We start from the raw sequence: 15,517 nt of genomic DNA, 5'->3' as shown, positions 1-15,517 counted from the left end.
GCGGGCATCTTCTCCCCGCTGGGGAGAAGGGGGAGCAAGCTGCACGGTGATCATTCCTGCATCAAAGGCCTCAAGAGGGCGCGAGACGCCGCCACAACTCCCCTTCTCCCCAGCGGGGAGAAGATGCCGGCAGGCAGATGAGGGGGTGAGCGACGATAGGAGCGAATGCGCTGCGCGTAAGCGAAGGCAAGAATAGCCGGACACTACCCTCAGCTATTCCCCGTCTCGCTCGCCAGCCGATCCAGGAAAGCCTTCAATTCGCCTTCGTCGATACCGACGAGATGGCGCTTCTCCGGGTAGGCGCCGGTGCGGACATCGTCGGCGAATTCGGTGAAGGCGGCGATGCGTTCGCGCTGCAGCCGGTCGTGTTCGGCGGCGAAATTGCGGTAGACCTTGGCATGGCGCGGATAGTGGTCGCGATTGGCGCCGAGCACGTCGTCGGCGAAGAGATATTGGGCGTCGCAGCCGCTGCCGGCGCCCATGGAGATCATCAGCATCGAGGTGTTGCTGCTGATGGCGGCAGCGACATCGCCCGGCACGACTTCGATTTCGGCGGCGAAGGCGCCGGCCTCTTCCAGCGCCTTGGTCTGCCGCCAGATTTCGGCCGCACTTGCCGCCGTCTTGCCGACGGCGCGGAAGCCGCCGGTCCATGTCGCCTTCGACGGGATCAGTCCGAGGTGGCCGCAGACCGGGATGCCCTCATCGCGCATGCGCCGGATCGTCTGCAGGCTGGCGGCGCAATAGACCGCGTCGCCGCCGGCCTTCAGCGCCGCAAAGGCAGCACGCAGATAGTCTTCCGCCGAGACATGGTCGCCATATTCGAGCCCGGGAATGGCAAAGGGCGTCGGCGCAATCTCGCGGAAGACCGGGCCGAGCAGCGATGGCGGCACCGAGACGATGTCGATCCCCGCCTTTTCGGCCGCTTCAGCCTCCTCCAGCGAGGTGACGCGCAGCATGGTGAGCTGGCGCTTGCCTTTTTCCGCCAGCAGGTCGGCAACGGTCGCGCGCTTATGTTTCTTCATCGTCAATTCCTTTGAAAATATAGGGTGAATATATCGGGCGGCTCAGGCGGCCAGCAGGGATTTCAGTTTGATGTCGCTGGCAGCGAGCGCCGCCGGGTCCGGATGGGCACGTGCTGCGATCAGCATTTCGGCGAGGCGGATATCGCGCGCCACGGCATTGCCCGGTCCGATGCCGCTTGCGGCGATCAATCGTCCGTCGGCATCGAGATGGAACAGAATGAAGGCGCCCGCCCCGAGGTCGCGGCGCTGATGCGTGACGGCGCCTTCGGCAAGGCCTGCTATCTGCAGCGTCATATCGTATTGATCCGACCAGAACCACGGCACGGCGGAGACCGCTTCGCCGTGGCCGAGCATGTTGGCCGCGGCCAATGTGCCCTGTTCCTGGGCGTTGCGCCAGGATTCGAGCCGCACCCGCCGGCCGCCATAGATCGGCAACGGAAAGGAGCAGCAGTCGCCAGCCGCAAAAACATCCGGCGCCGAGGTCTGGAGATAGCTGTCGACTGCGACGCCGTTTTCGATCGTCAGCCCCGCCCTTTCGGCGATCTCGACATTCGGCCGGGCGCCGATGCCGACAAGCGCGAGATCGGCTTCGATCCGCTCGCCGTTCGACAATCTGATTGTGGCCCTTCCGCCTTCCTCGCTCAGCCTCTCGATCGAGACGCCGCAGCGGATATCGACACCCTCGGCGCGGTGGCGTTCGGTCAGCAGGTGCGCGATCGCTTCCGGCACGCCGCGCTTCAGCACGCGTTCCAGCCCTTCGATGACGGTGACCTCAGCGCCGAGCCGGCGTGCAGTCGCCGCCAGTTCCAGACCGATGAAGCCGCCGCCGATGATGGCGATATGCTTCCCCGGCCGCATGGTCTCGCGCAGTGCCGTGGCATCCTGATGCGTCCTCAGCAAGCGAATATGGGGGGTGCCGTCCGGGACGCCGGGGAACGAACGCGCGGCGGCACCCGTCGCCAGCAGAAGCTTGTCATAGGAAAGCGTCGTCCCGTCGGAAAGCGTGACGGTCCTGGACGCCGTGTCGAAATCCCCGGCTTCGAGGCCGGTCAGCAGCCGGATGCCGCTCTCGGCGTATTTTTCCGCCGCGGCGATGAATTTCGGATCGCAGGCATCGGCGATGCCGGCCTTTGACAGCGGCGGCCGCTCATAGGGATGAAGGGGCTCGGCGCCGACAAGCGTTATGTCGCCGTCAAAGCCTTTTTCCCGCAAGGCGAAGGCGGCGCGGGCCCCGCATTCGCCCGCACCCAGTATCACGAAATGAGCCACGACAGCCTCCGTCAGAGCGAGATGAAGACGGTGCCGCCTTCGATCTTGACCGGGTAGGTCTTGAGATTGACGCAGACCGGGGCGCCCTTGGCCTCGCCGGTCTTGTAGTCGAAGCGGCCGTTATGTTTCGGACATTCGATGATCTCATCCATGACGAGTCCATCGGCGAGGTGGATATGTTCGTGCGTGCAGAGTCCGTCGGTGGCGAAGAATTCGTCGTCGGGGCTGCGGTAGACCGCAAAGGTGCGCCCCCCATGATCGAAGCGGATGACATCCTCCTCATCGATCTCGTCCTTGCCGCAGACTTCGATCCAGTTTCCGCTCATCTCAATCCTCCTCGATTTTCGATTATTGCGCCGCCGGCGCCAGTTCGTTGTGGAATTCCTCGCGATAGGGCCGCGCGGTGGCCGGCAGTTCGCGCCTCAGGAAATAATCCTCGTTGCGCAGCTGGCGCAGGAAAGCCGGGATCATCTCGCGATAGCCCGACCAGATCGACGGGTTCGGCGCCGGCAGGTCGTGCTTGATCATCGCATGCAGCTTCGGCAGCGCGTGGTAGGGCACCATCGGGAACATGTGATGTTCGACGTGGTAGTTCATGTTCCAGTAGATGAAACGGCTGATCGGGTTCATATAGACGGTGCGGCTGTTCAGCCGGTGATCGATGACGTTGTCGGCAAGCCCGCCATGCTGCAGCAGGCCCGTCAGCACGTGATGCCAGGCGCCGTAGAGGCGCGGCAGGCCGATCAGCATCAGCGGCAGGATCGAACCCATGGCGATCGCGGCGGCGATCGTGGCGACATAAATCGCCAGCCAGATGCGGGCGATGCGAATCGCCTTCGGCTGCTCCATGTCAGGAATGAAGGTCTTTTCCGCCGCAGCGATGATGCCGGCGGCATTGCGCAGCATGTCGATAACAGCGTGCCAGACATCGAGGATGCCGAAGAAATTGAGGACCAGCCGGAAGAGGTCCGGCGGCCGCATGACGGCAATTTCGGGATCGCGGCCGACGATGACGGTATCGGTGTGGTGGCGTGTGTGGCTCCAGCGCCATGTCACCGGATTGCGCATGATCATGAAGCAGGCGATCTGATAGACGGCATCGTTCATCCAGCGCGTCTTGAAGGCAGTGCCGTGGCCGCATTCGTGCCAGCGGCTGTCGGAGGCCGAGCCGTAGAGCACGCCATAGGCGAGGAAGAAGGGCAGAGCGATCCACGAGCCCCAGAAATAGACGCCGAGCCCGGCCAGGACCAGCATGCTGCCGAGCCAGATGACCGTGTCACGGATTGCAGGTGCATCGGAGCGCTGCATCAGCGCCTTCATCTCCTTGCGCGGAATATCGGTGTGGTACCATTGCGCTGCCGCCAGTCCCGTCTCGACGGCGGTGCGGCCGCTTTCGCCGAGCAGGTCGTAGTCACGCTTCTTGGTCTCGCTCGCCATTATCCGCCTCCCTAATGCTGTTGCCGGGAGAATAGGTTGACTTTGAACGAGGCTCAATGCAGGCTTGATGTAATCTATCAAAAGCCATCAAGAGTGGCTCGCATCCATGAGCGAATCCATCAGGAAACACCATGCGCCGCCCCACCATCTCCGACCTTGCCCGCGCCTCGGGCGTCAGCGTCGCCACCGTCGACCGGGTGCTCAACGGTCGCCACCGCGTGCGCGAGGAAACGGCGCGGCGGGTCTATGACGCAGCCCAGTCGATCGGCTACCATGCCGTCGGCCTCATCCGCCAACGCGTCTTCGAGGATCTGCCGCAATACAGGCTGGCGTTCCTGCTGCAAAAGCCGATGCAGCCCTTCTATCAGGCTTTCGCTCGCGAGATCGAAGTGGCGGCGCGCGCCGTGACCACCGCCCGTGTCCAGACCCAGATCGACTATCCCTCCGCTTCAACACCGGCGGCGATCGTCGAGAAGCTCAAGGCCCTCGGCGCCCGCAACCAGGCCATCGCTCTCGTCGCTCCAGACTATCCTGCGGTGACGGCGGCAATTGAGGAACTGAGGGAAAGAGACATTCCCGTCTTTTCGCTGCTTTCCGACTTCGCCTCAGGGGTGCGCAATGCCTATATTGGCGTCAACAATCGCAAGGTCGGCCGGACCGCCGCCTGGGTGATTGCCAAGACTGCCCGTGTGCCGGGTAAGGTCGCCTGTTTCGTCGGCAGTCATCGTTTTCACGGACATGAGCTGCGTGAGATCGGTTTTCGTTCGTATTTTCGTGAAAACGCGCCGGAATTCGACGTCATCGATACATTGATCAACCTGGATACTCCGGAGATCACCCATGAGGCGACGCTGACGCTGCTACAGAAGCATCCCGATCTCGTCGGCCTTTATGTCTGCGGCGGCGGCATGGAGGGCGCGATCTCGGCGATCCGTGAGGAGAATCTCGGCGGCAGGATCGTTCTCGTGGTCAACGAGCTGACGCCCGACAGCAAAGCCGGGCTTGCCGACGATATCGTCGCCATGGCGATCGGCACCCCCCTGCCCGCACTGTGCAAAGAGCTGATAGGGCTGATGACGAGTGCGATCGAAAACAGCGAAACGGCCGTTCCCGGCCAGTTCTTCCTGCCCTTCGATATCCATATTTCGGAGAATATCTGAGAAATGATGGAAATCTATCATTTCGGCTGAAATTCTTTCAGCAATGAGAGCGGGGGGCAGCGATGCCCGATGGATTGCCGCAGGAATTCCGATAGAGATTCGCACGCTCATTCACGAGGAACTGCTCCGCTGATGTCGCGGAGACGAGGAGGATATATCCGTCATGACTTCGATCCGCTTTGCGCTCAACCATATGGCCGCGCCGTCGCTCGCAATCGATGATTTCTTCGCGCTGGCAAAGTCGCTCGGCATCGCTTCGGTCGAGATCCGCAACGACCTTTCCGGCAATGCGATTCTCGACGGCACCAAACCCGAAGCGATCAAGCAGGCTGCCGACCGCCACGGCCTGACGATCATTTCGATCAACGCCCTGCAGCGCTTCAACGAGTGGAATGAAGCCCGCGCCAGGGAAGCGCAGGAACTGATCGACTATGCCAGCGCCTGCGGCGCAAAGGCGCTGGTCCTCGTTCCGAAGAACGACGGCACCGGCTGCGCCGATGGCGAACGGCAGGCCAATCTGCGCCAGTCCTTGACGGCGTTGAAGCCGATGCTCGATAAAGCCGGGATTATCGGTCTCGTTGAGCCGCTCGGTTTCGAGATCTGCTCACTGCGCTTGAAGACCGAGGCGGCCGAGGCAATCAAGGAACTCGGCGCGCAATCGACCTTCAAGCTCGTCCACGACACCTTCCACCATCACCTTGCCGGCGAAGCCGCAACCTTCCCGGAGCTTGCCGGCCTCGTGCACATTTCCGGCGTCAGCGACCCCTCTGTTTCTGTGGCCGATATGCGCGATTCCCACCGCGCGCTCGTCGACGGTGACGACCGGCTGGACAATGCCGGGCAGATCAAGGCGCTGCTGCAGGCGGGATACAAGGGTCCCTTCTCCTTCGAGCCCTTCGCAGCCGAGGTGCATGCGGTCAAGGACCCGGCCGGCGCGCTGCGCGCCAGCATGGATTATCTCACTGCAAGGGTTTGAAGCCTAAGCAATGTCGCCTAACGATCGGCCGCCGGCGAGCGGCCGATCGTATCGATCTATTCGCGGCCCCTGAACCGGCGCTGATAGGCCGGGTCGTAGAGCGAACTTTCGCGAAAATCCTCTGCCGCAAGCGACGGGCCGACGAAAATGATCGCCGTGCGTTCGATCGGTTCGGCCGCAACCTTTGCCTCGATATTTGAGAGCGTGCCGCGCAGGACGCGCTCGTCCGGCCAGGAGGCCTTGACGACAATGGCGACCGGGCAGTCGGCGCCGTAAAGCGGCGTCAATTCCTCCACCACCTGCTTCAGCGCATGGATTGCCAGATGGATCGCCAGCGTGGCGCCCGTCGCGCCGAATTTCGCCAGCGTCTCATCGTTCGGCATTGGCGAAGCGCGGCCGGAAACGCGGGTGAGCACCAGGCTCTGGGCGACGGCCGGGATCGTCAGTTCGCGCCCGAGCGCTGAGGCAGCGGCGGCAAAGGCCGGAACACCTGGCGTCATCGTATAGGCAATGCCGTGTTTTTCAAGCCGGCGCACCTGCTCGGCTACCGCGCTCCAGACCGAGAGATCGCCGGAATGCAGCCTTGCGACGTCCTGCCCGGCGGCAGCGGCGCTCAGATACTCCGCCTCGATCTCGTCGAGCGACATGGGTGCGGTATCGACGATCCGCGCATCGGCCGGGCAATATTGCAGCAATTCGGGGGAGACGATCGAACCGGCATAAAGACAGACCGGGCACCGGGCGATGAGATCGCGGCCACGCACCGTGATCAGATCCGCAGCCCCCGGCCCCGCGCCGATGAAATGCACCGTCATTCCGTCATCCTTTCGTCCAGCACCACTGCGTCACCGGCATGGCCGGCCGCCAGCCGCTCATGCCGCCGATGGCCCCTGCGCGCGCTATTTCAATGCGCGTCAGCGAGCCGCCGCGTCTTGCGTGTTCTGAGAGCAGCACGGCCTCCATTTCGAGCGTTACGGCATTGGCGACGAGCCGCCCTCCCCGCCTCAGCGCCGCAGTGGCGGCATCGATGACGGCGGGCTCGCTGCCGCCGCCGCCGATGAAGATCGCGTCCGGTTCCGGCAAGCCCGCCAATGCGCCGGGTGCTGCGCCTTCGACGACGGCGAGATGCGGCACGCCGAAAGCGGATGCATTGCGGGCGATCCGCGCCGCCCGCTCCGACGATTGCTCGAGGGCGATCGTCTTCAGCGACGGATCGGCGAGCATCCATTCGATGCCGATCGAGCCGGAACCGGCGCCGATGTCCCAGAGCAGTTGCCCGTGACGCGGCGCAAGCGCCGACAGCGTCATCGCCCGGACCTCGCGTTTGGTGATCTGACCGTCATGTTCGAACAGCCCGTCCTCAAGGCCTGCGGCGAAAGGCAGAATGCGCGCCCCCTCCCCTGCCGCGATTTGCAGGGCGCAGACGTTGAGGGAATCGATATCTGTGAGATCGAAACCGGCCGCGATCGCGTTTCTGCGCCGTTCCCGCGCGCCGCCGAGCGCCTCGAGAACGGTAAGCTGCGACTGACCGAAGCCATCGGCGGCAAGCAGGTTTGCCAGCGCGCGAGGGCCATTCTCGTCCGATGTCAGCGCAATGATGCGCCGCCCTGGGTGCAGATGCGGCCGGATCAGGTCGATCGGTCTGCCATGCAGCGAAATCGCCGCCACGTCCTGCAGCGGCCAGCCGAGCCGCGAGGCGGCAAGGCTGAAGGCCGAGGGCGCCGGGATGGTGCGCATCTCCTCTGCTGCCAAATGCCGGGAGAGCGTTGCGCCGACGCCGTAGAGAAACGGATCGCCGGAGGCGAGCACGACAACCGCCGTGCCGCGCCTGGCAAGGATGGCTTCGATCGAGCGCTCGAACGGGCTCTGCCAGGAAAAGCTCTCACCTGATATCAGCGGCGCCGCCAGAGCATGATGCCGTGCGCCGCCGAAGACAGCCGGTGCGCCGGCGATCAGCCTCCTCGCCTCCTCGCCCAGCCCTTCTGGACCATCTTCACCGATGCCGATAATAGTCAGCCAGGGCGGATTGCCGGCAGGAGAGACATCAGCCATGGGACGACCTCGCATCCTGATCCTCGGCGGCACCAGCGAGGCGCGTCTGCTGGCCGAAGCGCTCGCGGCGCGTGACGATTGCGACGTTCTTCTGTCGCTGGCCGGTCGTACCGAAAAACCGGCCGCGCAGCCGGTTCCGGTTCGAATCGGTGGTTTCGGCGGGGCTGCGGCGCTCGCCGATTTTCTGAAGGCCGGCGGATATGATCTGTTGATCGACGCCACGCATCCCTTCGCCGAGCGCATTTCCACCAATGCCGCCCATGCTGCCGAGGCCATCGGCATAACCGCAATCGCTCTGCGCCGTGCCGAATGGCAGCGCCTGACGGGTGATCATTGGCGGGAAGTGCGGAGCATTCCGGCGGCCATCGAGGCACTTGGCCCCTCCCCCCGCCACGTCTTCCTGGCCACCGGCCGGCAGGGTGCGCATCATGCGGAAGCGGCAGCGCAGCATCACTATCTCGTCCGCAGCGTCGACCCCGTCGAGCCGCCGCTGACGCTTGCGAATGTCGATTATATCCTCGATCGCGGTCCGTTCACGCTGGAAGGCGAATTGGCTCTGCTGAGGCAACACCATATCGATGTCATCATTGCCAAGAACAGCGGCGGCGCCGCCACCTATGCGAAGATCGAGGCAGCCCGCCTGCTCGGCATCGAGGTGATGATGGTCGCACGGGCTGAGGCGTCCGCGGTCAAGACGGTCGAAACTGTCGAGGCGGCGCTGGCGGCGATCGATCACCTCTTTCCCTCCGCCATGAAACGCGGGGTATAGACGAGATCCGGCCTGCTGGGCCGCGTGATGATCCGCGTTTCGGCCGAGCCGATGATGATGCAGGTCGCCATATCGGCGATCGAGGCATCAGCCTGAGATAGCGGCTGCAGGGCAATACGTTCGTCCGGCCGCCCGGCCGCCCGCCCGAAAATAACCGGTGTCGTTGCAGGCAGATGCGCCCGCAGCAGCTTGAAGGCCTCGCCGAGTTGCCAAGGCCGGGCCCGGCTGATCGGATTATAAAGGGCGATGACGAACCCGGCCTTGGCCGCCAATTCAAGACGGTTTTCTATTATATTCCAGGGCTTTAGATTGTCGGAGAGCGATATGGCGCAAAAGTCGTGACCAAGCGGCGCCCCCGCCCTTGCCGCCACTGCCAGCATGGCGGTGACGCCGGGCAGGATGGTGAGATCGACGGCGCGCCAGGCGGCCGGTCCGTTCTCGATCGCCTCGCAGACGGCCGCCGCCATGGCGAAGACACCGGGATCGCCGCCGGAGACGACGCAGACTTTGGCGCCATCCGCCGCCATCGAAAGTGCCGCCCCTGCCCTGTCGAGCTCTTCGCGATTGTCCGAGACATGCCGCAGCTGATCATGCCGCAGTTGCAGTCTGTCGAGATAGGGTCCATACCCGAAGAAATCGGTCGCAGCTTCGACAGCAGCCAACGCCTCCGGCGTCATCTGCTCAGGGTTACCGGGACCGGTGCCGATCACGAAAAGCGCGCCGCTCATCGGCTGCCCTCCCAGCCGGGAACCAGCACCAGCGAAAAATACGGCGCCTCGCCGTCAGCTCTGTCGGCAAGCTTTACCATGGCCGCATTCGCCATGGTGCCGCGTTCGACATAGACGGCTTCCGCAAGCCGGCCGGCGGCCTCCAGCGCGCGGCGGATCTTCGGCAGATTGCGGCCGACCTTCATGATGACGGCCGCTTGCGTGTCGGCGAGGCGGCGCGCCAGCTCCGTCTCGTCCATCGTACCGGGCAGTACGGACAGCACGTCATCCCCCTGCACGATCGGCATGCCGGCTAACGACCAGCAGCCGGACATGGCGCTGATGCCGGGGATCACTTCCGTCGGGTAGCGCTGGCAAAGTCTGACATGCAGGTGCATATAGGATCCATAGAACAGCGGATCGCCTTCGCTGAGCACGGCGACGGTCCGCCCGGCATCGAGATGGTCGGCGATTGCCGCGGCAGATCGATCATAGAACCGGGTGATCAGGCTCTGGTAGCGTTCGTCGTTCTTGTCGATCTCGGTGGTGACGGGATAATAGAGCGGCAGCAGCGTCACGCCGGATTTCAGCAGCGGCTCGACGATCGCCTTGCCGTTGCCGCCCCTGCCCTCTTTGGCGAAATAGGCAATGACATCGGCGCCTTCGATGGCGCGGACGGCTTTGAGGGTCAGAAGCTCGGGATCGCCGGGACCCGTGCCGACGCCGATCAGACGGCCATGTTCCGTCATAGCCCCGGCCTCGCCAGAGCATTGAGCGCTGCAGCCGTCATGGCGCTGCCGCCAAGCCGGCCGCGCACGATGGCGAAGGGAACGCCGTAGGAATTCTCTGCCAGCGCGTCCTTCGATTCCGCCGCGCCGACGAAGCCAACGGGCATGCCGAGGATCGCAGCGGGTTTCGGAGCGCCGTCGCGCAGGAGCTCGAGCAGGTGGAACAGCGCCGTCGGCGCGTTGCCGATCGCGACGACACTTCCGCCGAGCCGGTCGAGCCACAGATGCATGGCGGCGGCCGAGCGCGTATTGCCGATCTCGCGCGCCAGCTCTGGCGTCGCCGGATCGCGCAGCGTGCAGATCACCTCGTTCAGCGCCGGCAGCCGCGCCCGGGTGACACCATGGGAGACCATTTCCGCGTCGCAGAAGATCGGCGCCCCGGCCTGCAGCGCGCTCCGCGCGGCACCGACGAAATCGGTCGAAAAGACGAAATGCGCCGCCGCTTCGACCAACCCGCAGGCATGGATCATGCGGACGGCGATCTCGGCTTGATCTTCGGTGAAGCGCGAAAGATCGGCCTCGGCGCGGATGATCGCAAAGGAACGCTCGTAGATCGCGTCGCCGCTGCGGATGTAATCGTAGTCTGGCATTCCTATCCCTGTCGCAGCGCCTTCGCAACGCCGGTTGCGCCAAGCCGTTTAAGGCAGGCGGCGGTCGATTCGCCAGCGCCTCTGTTGTCTTCGATGGAGCGGGCGAGCCTCTCTATAGCGAAATCGATCCGTCCGCCAGCGATCCGTTCATCCGGCCGGTCCATTGCCAACCCGTTGAGGATGAGATCGTAACCTTCAGACGTGCCGGTCAGCGTCAGCGCCGGACGCGGATGCGCGCAGCCCTTGGCGCAGCCGGAGAGATGCAGCGTCAGCGAGCCGTCGAAAAGGTCGGGTGCCGCGGCCAGAATGCGGCGCGCCAGCGTTCTGGTCTCGAAGAAGGCGGAGCCGCAGGCGCCGGCGCCGGCGCATGCGGCGATATGCTCGGCTTTCTCGCCGGATTGCGCGCTGAAGCCATAGCTGGCGGCCGCGGCCTCGATCGCCGGCACGCTCTCTGCCGGCAGGCCGAGGAAGAAGAAACCGCGGCCCGGCGCCAGCCGGATGGCCGTTGCGCCGGCGGCGTCGGCGAGAGCGAGCAGGGCGGTGAGGTCGGACGCCCTCGTCTGCCCGAATTCCGGCCGCACGCCGAGCACGGTTTTGCCGTCGGCCAATCGATGCAGGCCCGATAACGGCATCCTTGCCGAGCGGGACTGAATCGTTGGGATGGCGGCCATGGCGGGAAAATGTGCTCGCAGAAGCGCCGGATCGATATCCCGTGTCCGACTGCCCGGCCCGAGCATTGCCAGCAGGCTCAGGATTTCGCCGGCGGCTGAGACGGCTGCCTCCGCAGACCCGACCGCGACCGGCGTTGCCGTCGCCCCGTCGCCATCGACGGCGACCAGCCATTGTGTTTGTGAAACCGCGACGACACGGATGTCGGCGGGAAGCGCCGACAAGCCGAAGACCCCACCGCCGTCGATGACGATCGACAGTTTCGGCGCAAGCCACGGCGAGGCGAACTGTTCCTGTAGTGTGTTGCGCAACGCCAGTTCCATGGCGGCCGGATCGCTCACCTCTTCCGGGTCGATGCCGTGCAGCGGCGAGAGCTCGATTGCCGGTCCGTCCGGCACGATGATGCCGCCGGCATCGATATCGGCGGCGAGCTTTGCGACCGTCTCGGCCCGCAGCCCGCGGATTTGCAGATTACCGCGCGCGGTGATCTCGAGAATGCCGTTTCCATGCGTCGCAGCCGAGCGGGCAAGTGCGGCGAGTTGCAGCAGCGTCAAGGCGCCGCCGGCCGGACGCAGCCGCACGAGCAGGCCGTCGCCGGTCGGCATCGGTGCGGCAAGGGCGGGGCAGGCGCCGCGCGCGCGCCTCTTCGCCGCCGCGCGGTCATGACTGTCCGTCGCCTCTCCGTTGTCGATCGTCCTGGCGGTTTCCATGCCCGTTCTCAATCCTCTGTCCGTTTCTTACATGATCGCGGCGGGCGGGGCAAAACATGCCGGAAAGGGTCGATCGGCTATTCCTCGAAATCCCGCCCCTTGCGCAGGAGATAGATGTCCATGATCCAGCCATGCCGTTGCCGGGCCTCGCGCCTGAGTGTCAGAATATCGGCCGCGACATCGCCGAGCCGCCCTGATCGGACGATCTCGTCCTCGGTGCCGAGATAGGCGCCCCAGAAGATCTCGGCGTCGGGATCGTCGATCCTGGCAAAAGCCTGTTCGCCGTCGAGCATGACGACGGTCGTTGGCGCCTGGAGTCCCTCCCGCGCCAGCCTGCGTCCAGTGGTGATCTCGATCGGCCTGCCAACGAGATTGATCGGGATCTTGTGGCTGGCCGCCAGGGCCTGGATGCTGGTGATGCCGGGAACGACGCGGTAGTCGAACTCCAGGCCAGCTTGCTGCCGCACCCGCTCGATGATGCGGATCGTGCTGTCGTAGAGACTGGGGTCGCCCCAGACGAGGAAGGCGCCGCTGCCATCCTCGGGGAGACCTGAGATCAGCTCTTCATAGATATGGGCGATTTCGCCATGCCAGGCGTCGACGCTTTGCCCGTAGCTTCTCTCCGCCGTCTGTCGCTGTGGCACTTCGAATTCTAGAATCCGGACGCCCGGCCGGGCAATATACCGTTGGCAGATCTCTCGGCGGACCTCGGCAAGCTCCTCCTTGACCGCGCCCTTGAGCGGCAGGAAGATCACGTCGGCGGCGTTCATCGCATTGATTGCCTGTATGGTGACGTGCTCCGGATTGCCCGTACCGATGCCGATGATATGGATGTGCTTCACGCCGATACTCCCATGATTCCTGGCGGTCTTGCCGAAAAAGCCGGGTCGCCGCAAGGGCAGAACAGCGAGTTGGCCGCGGCCAACTGGATCCACAGGAGGCTCCGGCCCCTATTGTTGCCGCAGATACCGAATCGTGTCATTTTCGATACGCTTTTTGACGCTAAGTTGACAGAAAAGCGCATCGAAAAGGATTGGGTGTTTTGGACAACATTAGCGTATCGACGACAGATGTGCGGATCGAGCGGCATGCGAACCAGCTTTCGCGGCAATTGAAGCTGCTGCGCGACAAGCTGTTTCCGCCGCTTTCGCAGAAGACGCTGCGCACATTCTCCTCCGGCGAGGCCGCACAGATGATCGGCGTTTCCGACGGCTATCTTCGCCAGCTTTCGCTGGATGGCAAGGGACCGCAGCCGGAACTTTCCCCGAACGGCAGGCGCTCCTATACGCTCGGCCAGATCAATGAATTGCGCCATTATATGGCGAAGCTGAAGCCGAAGGATGCGCTCGCCTATCTTCCGTGGCGGCGTCCCGGCGAGAAGCTGCAGACGGTCGCCGTAACCAATTTCAAGGGCGGTTCGGCCAAGACGACGACGACCCTCTATCTGGCGCAGTATCTGGCGCTGGCCGGTTATCGGGTGCTTGCCATTGATCTCGATCCGCAGGCTTCGCTCTCCTCCATGCTCGGCGTGCAGCCCGAATTCGATCTCTCCGACGGCGATACGCTCTATGGCGCAATTCGCTACGATGCCGGACGCAAGCCGCTGAAGGAGATTGTCCGCAAGACCTATTTCGACGGGCTCGATCTTGTGCCGGGCAATCTGGAACTGATGGAGTTCGAGCACGACACCCCGCGGGCGCTCACTGATCGCCAGAAGCCGGCCGAGCTGTTCTTCCGCCGGGTCGGCGTGGCGATTGCCGAGGTCGAGGCCGATTACGACGTGGTGGTGATCGATTGCCCGCCGCAGCTCGGCTATCTCACCCTCGGGGCCGTCTGCGCCGCCACATCGCTGCTCATCACCATCCATCCGCAGATGGTCGACGTCGCGTCCATGTCGCAGTTCCTGCTGATGACCTCGGATCTGCTCTCCGTCGTGCGCAAGGCCGGCGGCGACCTGCAACACGACTTCATCAAATATGTCGTCACCCGGCACGAACCGTTCGATGCACCGCAGTCGCAGATTGTTGCGCTGTTGCGCAGCCTGTTCGGCGATGACGTGTTGACGGCAACCATTCTCAAGTCGACGGCAATCGCCGATGCCGGCCTGACCAAGCAGACCCTCTTCGAAATCGAGAAGGGGCAAGTGCGCCGCTCGACCTACGATCGGGCGCTGGAATCGGTCAATGCCGCCAACAGCGAGGTTCTTGCCGGCATTCACAAAGCCTGGGGCAGGACATGAGCAGACGCAATCGCCTTAAAGGTCTTTTCGACGATACGGCGCAGGAGTTGGCCGCGGCCAACTACGAAGAGTCGTCGTCGCGCGGAGCGGCCGGGCCGGTCCGGACGATGGCGCTGACCCTCGGGCGCATGGAGGAAGAGAGCAGGGCGATGCAGGAGGCCCTGCTTTCCGGCGAACGTATTGTCGAACTCGATCCGGATCTGATCGATTCCTCCTTCGTGCGCGACCGGCTTGCCGACCAGCCGCTCGATATGGAAGACGATCTGGTGCAGTCGATTGCCGAGAATGGTCAGGAAGTGCCGGTCCTCGTCCGCCGCCATCCAGATGACGAGGCGCGCTACCAGATCGCCTACGGCCATCGACGCCTCCAGGCCGTGAGGCTGCTTGGACGCAAGGTGCAGGCGATCGTCCGCCAGCTCGATGATACCGATGTTGTCATCGCGCAGGGTATCGAGAACTCGGCGCGCCGCAACCTTTCCTATATTGAACGCGCCGTCTTTGCCTTCAATCTCGAGCTCAAGGGGTTTGAGCGCCCCGTCATCATGAAGGCGCTATCGACCGACAAGACGGAGCTGTCGAAGCTGTTATCGGTCGCAAAGGCCATCCCGGCCGAGATCGTCCGCTCCGTGGGAGCAGCACCCGGCATCGGACGGCGTAAATGGATGGCGCTTGCCCAGGATTGGAACGGGATAACGGCGGCGCGGCTTACGAAGCTGATCGCCTCGGAACGCTTCATGGCGGAAGAGAGCGACCGCCGTTTCGAACTTTTGGTTGCCGAACTTGCCCGCAAAGAGGCGAAGCCGGAGCCCACGGAATACGACTGGAAGCCGAAGAGCGGCGGCAAGATTGCCGGCCGAATCAAGAGCGCCGGCAATTCCTTCACGATCGCGTTGAAAACCGGCGATGCGCCGGATTTCGGCGCTTACATTTCACGCCGTCTCGATGAGCTTTACGAAGCCTATCGGGCCGGCAAGTTGCAAGCAGGAGAGTAGGCCGCAAAAGAAAAAAGCCTCCGAACGTTGCCGTCGCGGAAGCCTTTCTCATATCTGGACAATCTGAGAATCGCACTTCCTCGAATCGCTGTCAAGCATCTTCGGCATCCTTTTGGATGGTGAGATTTCTTTTGCCT

16 protein-coding genes are annotated in these 15,517 nt (G+C 63.8%); 5 read left to right on the top strand and 11 right to left on the bottom strand.

Annotation, left to right across the window (positions count from 1 at the left end; all coding sequences use genetic code 11):
- Positions 1-209: 209 nt before the first annotated feature.
- Genes EFD56_RS09485 through EFD56_RS09470 form a run of 4 tightly spaced genes read right to left on the bottom strand, consistent with a single transcriptional unit; the run spans position 210 to position 3,728 of the window.
- Positions 210-1,022: a 3-methyl-2-oxobutanoate hydroxymethyltransferase gene (locus tag EFD56_RS09485; RefSeq protein WP_126905134.1), complete on the bottom strand. Its 813-nt coding sequence runs from the start codon at positions 1,020-1,022 to the stop codon at positions 210-212.
- 42 nt (positions 1,023-1,064) lie between these two features.
- Complete coding sequence (locus EFD56_RS09480) at positions 1,065-2,291, bottom strand: NAD(P)/FAD-dependent oxidoreductase (RefSeq protein WP_126905133.1); 1,227 nt, start codon at positions 2,289-2,291, stop codon at positions 1,065-1,067.
- A gap of 11 nt (positions 2,292-2,302) precedes the next feature.
- Entirely contained in the window at positions 2,303-2,617 is a 315-nt protein-coding gene (locus tag EFD56_RS09475) for a MocE family 2Fe-2S type ferredoxin (RefSeq protein WP_085744188.1), read from the bottom strand.
- A gap of 22 nt (positions 2,618-2,639) precedes the next feature.
- Positions 2,640-3,728 (bottom strand): fatty acid desaturase family protein, encoded by a 1,089-nt coding sequence (locus EFD56_RS09470; RefSeq protein ID WP_085744189.1) that lies wholly within the window; start codon positions 3,726-3,728, stop codon positions 2,640-2,642.
- Between the two features lie 131 nt (positions 3,729-3,859).
- Here EFD56_RS09470 and EFD56_RS09465 point away from each other — a divergent pair, with 131 nt between their 5' ends.
- The gene (locus tag EFD56_RS09465) at positions 3,860-4,888 is read left to right on the top strand and encodes a LacI family DNA-binding transcriptional regulator (RefSeq protein ID WP_010007774.1); all 1,029 of its coding nucleotides are present in this window, start codon (positions 3,860-3,862) and stop codon (positions 4,886-4,888) included.
- A 163-nt stretch (positions 4,889-5,051) separates the two neighbouring features.
- The gene (locus EFD56_RS09460) at positions 5,052-5,864 is read left to right on the top strand and encodes a TIM barrel protein (protein WP_085744190.1); all 813 of its coding nucleotides are present in this window, start codon (positions 5,052-5,054) and stop codon (positions 5,862-5,864) included.
- A 56-nt stretch (positions 5,865-5,920) separates the two neighbouring features.
- Here EFD56_RS09460 and cobM read toward each other — a convergent pair whose 3' ends face one another.
- Positions 5,921-6,679, bottom strand: coding sequence for a precorrin-4 C(11)-methyltransferase (gene cobM / locus EFD56_RS09455; RefSeq protein ID WP_037144858.1), 759 nt, complete (start codon positions 6,677-6,679; stop codon positions 5,921-5,923).
- 4 nt (positions 6,680-6,683) lie between these two features.
- The gene (gene cbiE / locus EFD56_RS09450; RefSeq protein ID WP_085744191.1) at positions 6,684-7,916 is read right to left on the bottom strand and encodes a precorrin-6y C5,15-methyltransferase (decarboxylating) subunit CbiE; all 1,233 of its coding nucleotides are present in this window, start codon (positions 7,914-7,916) and stop codon (positions 6,684-6,686) included.
- On the opposite strand from cbiE, the gene EFD56_RS09445 reads away from it, so the two are divergent.
- Entirely contained in the window at positions 7,915-8,685 is a 771-nt protein-coding gene (locus EFD56_RS09445) for a cobalt-precorrin-6A reductase (protein ID WP_126905132.1), read from the top strand. The two genes, cbiE and EFD56_RS09445, sit on opposite strands and share 2 nt — an antisense overlap.
- On the opposite strand, the gene EFD56_RS09440 is transcribed toward EFD56_RS09445, so the two are convergent.
- From EFD56_RS09440 to cobF, 5 genes are all read right to left on the bottom strand, one after another.
- Positions 8,649-9,413 (bottom strand): precorrin-3B C(17)-methyltransferase, encoded by a 765-nt coding sequence (locus EFD56_RS09440; protein WP_085744193.1) that lies wholly within the window; start codon positions 9,411-9,413, stop codon positions 8,649-8,651. The two genes, EFD56_RS09445 and EFD56_RS09440, sit on opposite strands and share 37 nt — an antisense overlap.
- Positions 9,410-10,141 carry a precorrin-2 C(20)-methyltransferase gene (locus EFD56_RS09435; protein ID WP_126905131.1) on the bottom strand — a complete coding sequence of 244 codons (732 nt, stop codon included), beginning with the start codon at positions 10,139-10,141 and terminating at the stop codon, positions 9,410-9,412. Before EFD56_RS09435 ends, EFD56_RS09440 begins: the two co-directional genes overlap by 4 nt.
- On the bottom strand, positions 10,138-10,770 hold the full coding sequence (locus EFD56_RS09430) for a precorrin-8X methylmutase (protein ID WP_037144863.1): 633 nt from the start codon (positions 10,768-10,770) through the stop codon (positions 10,138-10,140). The genes EFD56_RS09435 and EFD56_RS09430 overlap by 4 nt, the downstream gene beginning before the upstream one ends.
- A 2-nt stretch (positions 10,771-10,772) precedes the next feature.
- Positions 10,773-12,149, bottom strand: coding sequence for a precorrin-3B synthase (gene cobG, locus EFD56_RS09425; RefSeq protein WP_085744195.1), 1,377 nt, complete (start codon positions 12,147-12,149; stop codon positions 10,773-10,775).
- Positions 12,150-12,226: 77 nt separating this feature from the next.
- Positions 12,227-12,991, bottom strand: coding sequence for a precorrin-6A synthase (deacetylating) (gene cobF / locus EFD56_RS09420; protein ID WP_085744196.1), 765 nt, complete (start codon positions 12,989-12,991; stop codon positions 12,227-12,229).
- Positions 12,992-13,191: 200 nt separating this feature from the next.
- Here cobF and repA point away from each other — a divergent pair, with 200 nt between their 5' ends.
- Together repA and repB are read left to right on the top strand one after the other, a co-directional pair.
- On the top strand, positions 13,192-14,388 hold the full coding sequence (gene repA / locus EFD56_RS09410; RefSeq protein ID WP_085744197.1) for a plasmid partitioning protein RepA: 1,197 nt from the start codon (positions 13,192-13,194) through the stop codon (positions 14,386-14,388).
- Positions 14,385-15,380, top strand: coding sequence for a plasmid partitioning protein RepB (repB, locus tag EFD56_RS09405; RefSeq protein WP_085744198.1), 996 nt, complete (start codon positions 14,385-14,387; stop codon positions 15,378-15,380). The genes repA and repB overlap by 4 nt, the downstream gene beginning before the upstream one ends.
- Positions 15,381-15,517 lie beyond the last annotated feature (137 nt).

It is taken from the genome of Rhizobium phaseoli, assembly GCF_003985125.1.
Lineage (GTDB): Bacteria > Pseudomonadota > Alphaproteobacteria > Rhizobiales > Rhizobiaceae > Rhizobium > Rhizobium phaseoli.
Note: the sequence above shows the minus strand (reverse complement) of the source record. Positions and strands in the feature narration are given on the sequence as shown.

Bases quoted from the DNA above. Each gene is read 5' to 3' on its own strand.
- EFD56_RS09475 (WP_085744188.1), bottom strand. From the start codon at position 2,617: ATGAGCGGAAACTGGATCGAAGTCTGCGGCAAGGACGAGATCGATGAG.
- EFD56_RS09465 (WP_010007774.1), top strand. From the start codon at position 3,860: ATGCGCCGCCCCACCATCTCCGACCTTGCCCGCGCCTCGGGCGTCAGC.
- repB (WP_085744198.1), top strand. From the start codon at position 14,385: ATGAGCAGACGCAATCGCCTTAAAGGTCTTTTCGACGATACGGCGCAG.
- EFD56_RS09485 (WP_126905134.1), bottom strand. From the start codon at position 1,022: ATGAAGAAACATAAGCGCGCGACCGTTGCCGACCTGCTGGCGGAAAAA.
- EFD56_RS09460 (WP_085744190.1), top strand. From the start codon at position 5,052: ATGACTTCGATCCGCTTTGCGCTCAACCATATGGCCGCGCCGTCGCTC.
- EFD56_RS09440 (WP_085744193.1), bottom strand. From the start codon at position 9,413: ATGAGCGGCGCGCTTTTCGTGATCGGCACCGGTCCCGGTAACCCTGAG.
- EFD56_RS09430 (WP_037144863.1), bottom strand. From the start codon at position 10,770: ATGCCAGACTACGATTACATCCGCAGCGGCGACGCGATCTACGAGCGT.
- cobG (WP_085744195.1), bottom strand. From the start codon at position 12,149: ATGGAAACCGCCAGGACGATCGACAACGGAGAGGCGACGGACAGTCAT.
- EFD56_RS09435 (WP_126905131.1), bottom strand. From the start codon at position 10,141: ATGACGGAACATGGCCGTCTGATCGGCGTCGGCACGGGTCCCGGCGAT.
- cobM (WP_037144858.1), bottom strand. From the start codon at position 6,679: ATGACGGTGCATTTCATCGGCGCGGGGCCGGGGGCTGCGGATCTGATC.
- EFD56_RS09445 (WP_126905132.1), top strand. From the start codon at position 7,915: ATGGGACGACCTCGCATCCTGATCCTCGGCGGCACCAGCGAGGCGCGT.
- cbiE (WP_085744191.1), bottom strand. From the start codon at position 7,916: ATGGCTGATGTCTCTCCTGCCGGCAATCCGCCCTGGCTGACTATTATC.
- EFD56_RS09470 (WP_085744189.1), bottom strand. From the start codon at position 3,728: ATGGCGAGCGAGACCAAGAAGCGTGACTACGACCTGCTCGGCGAAAGC.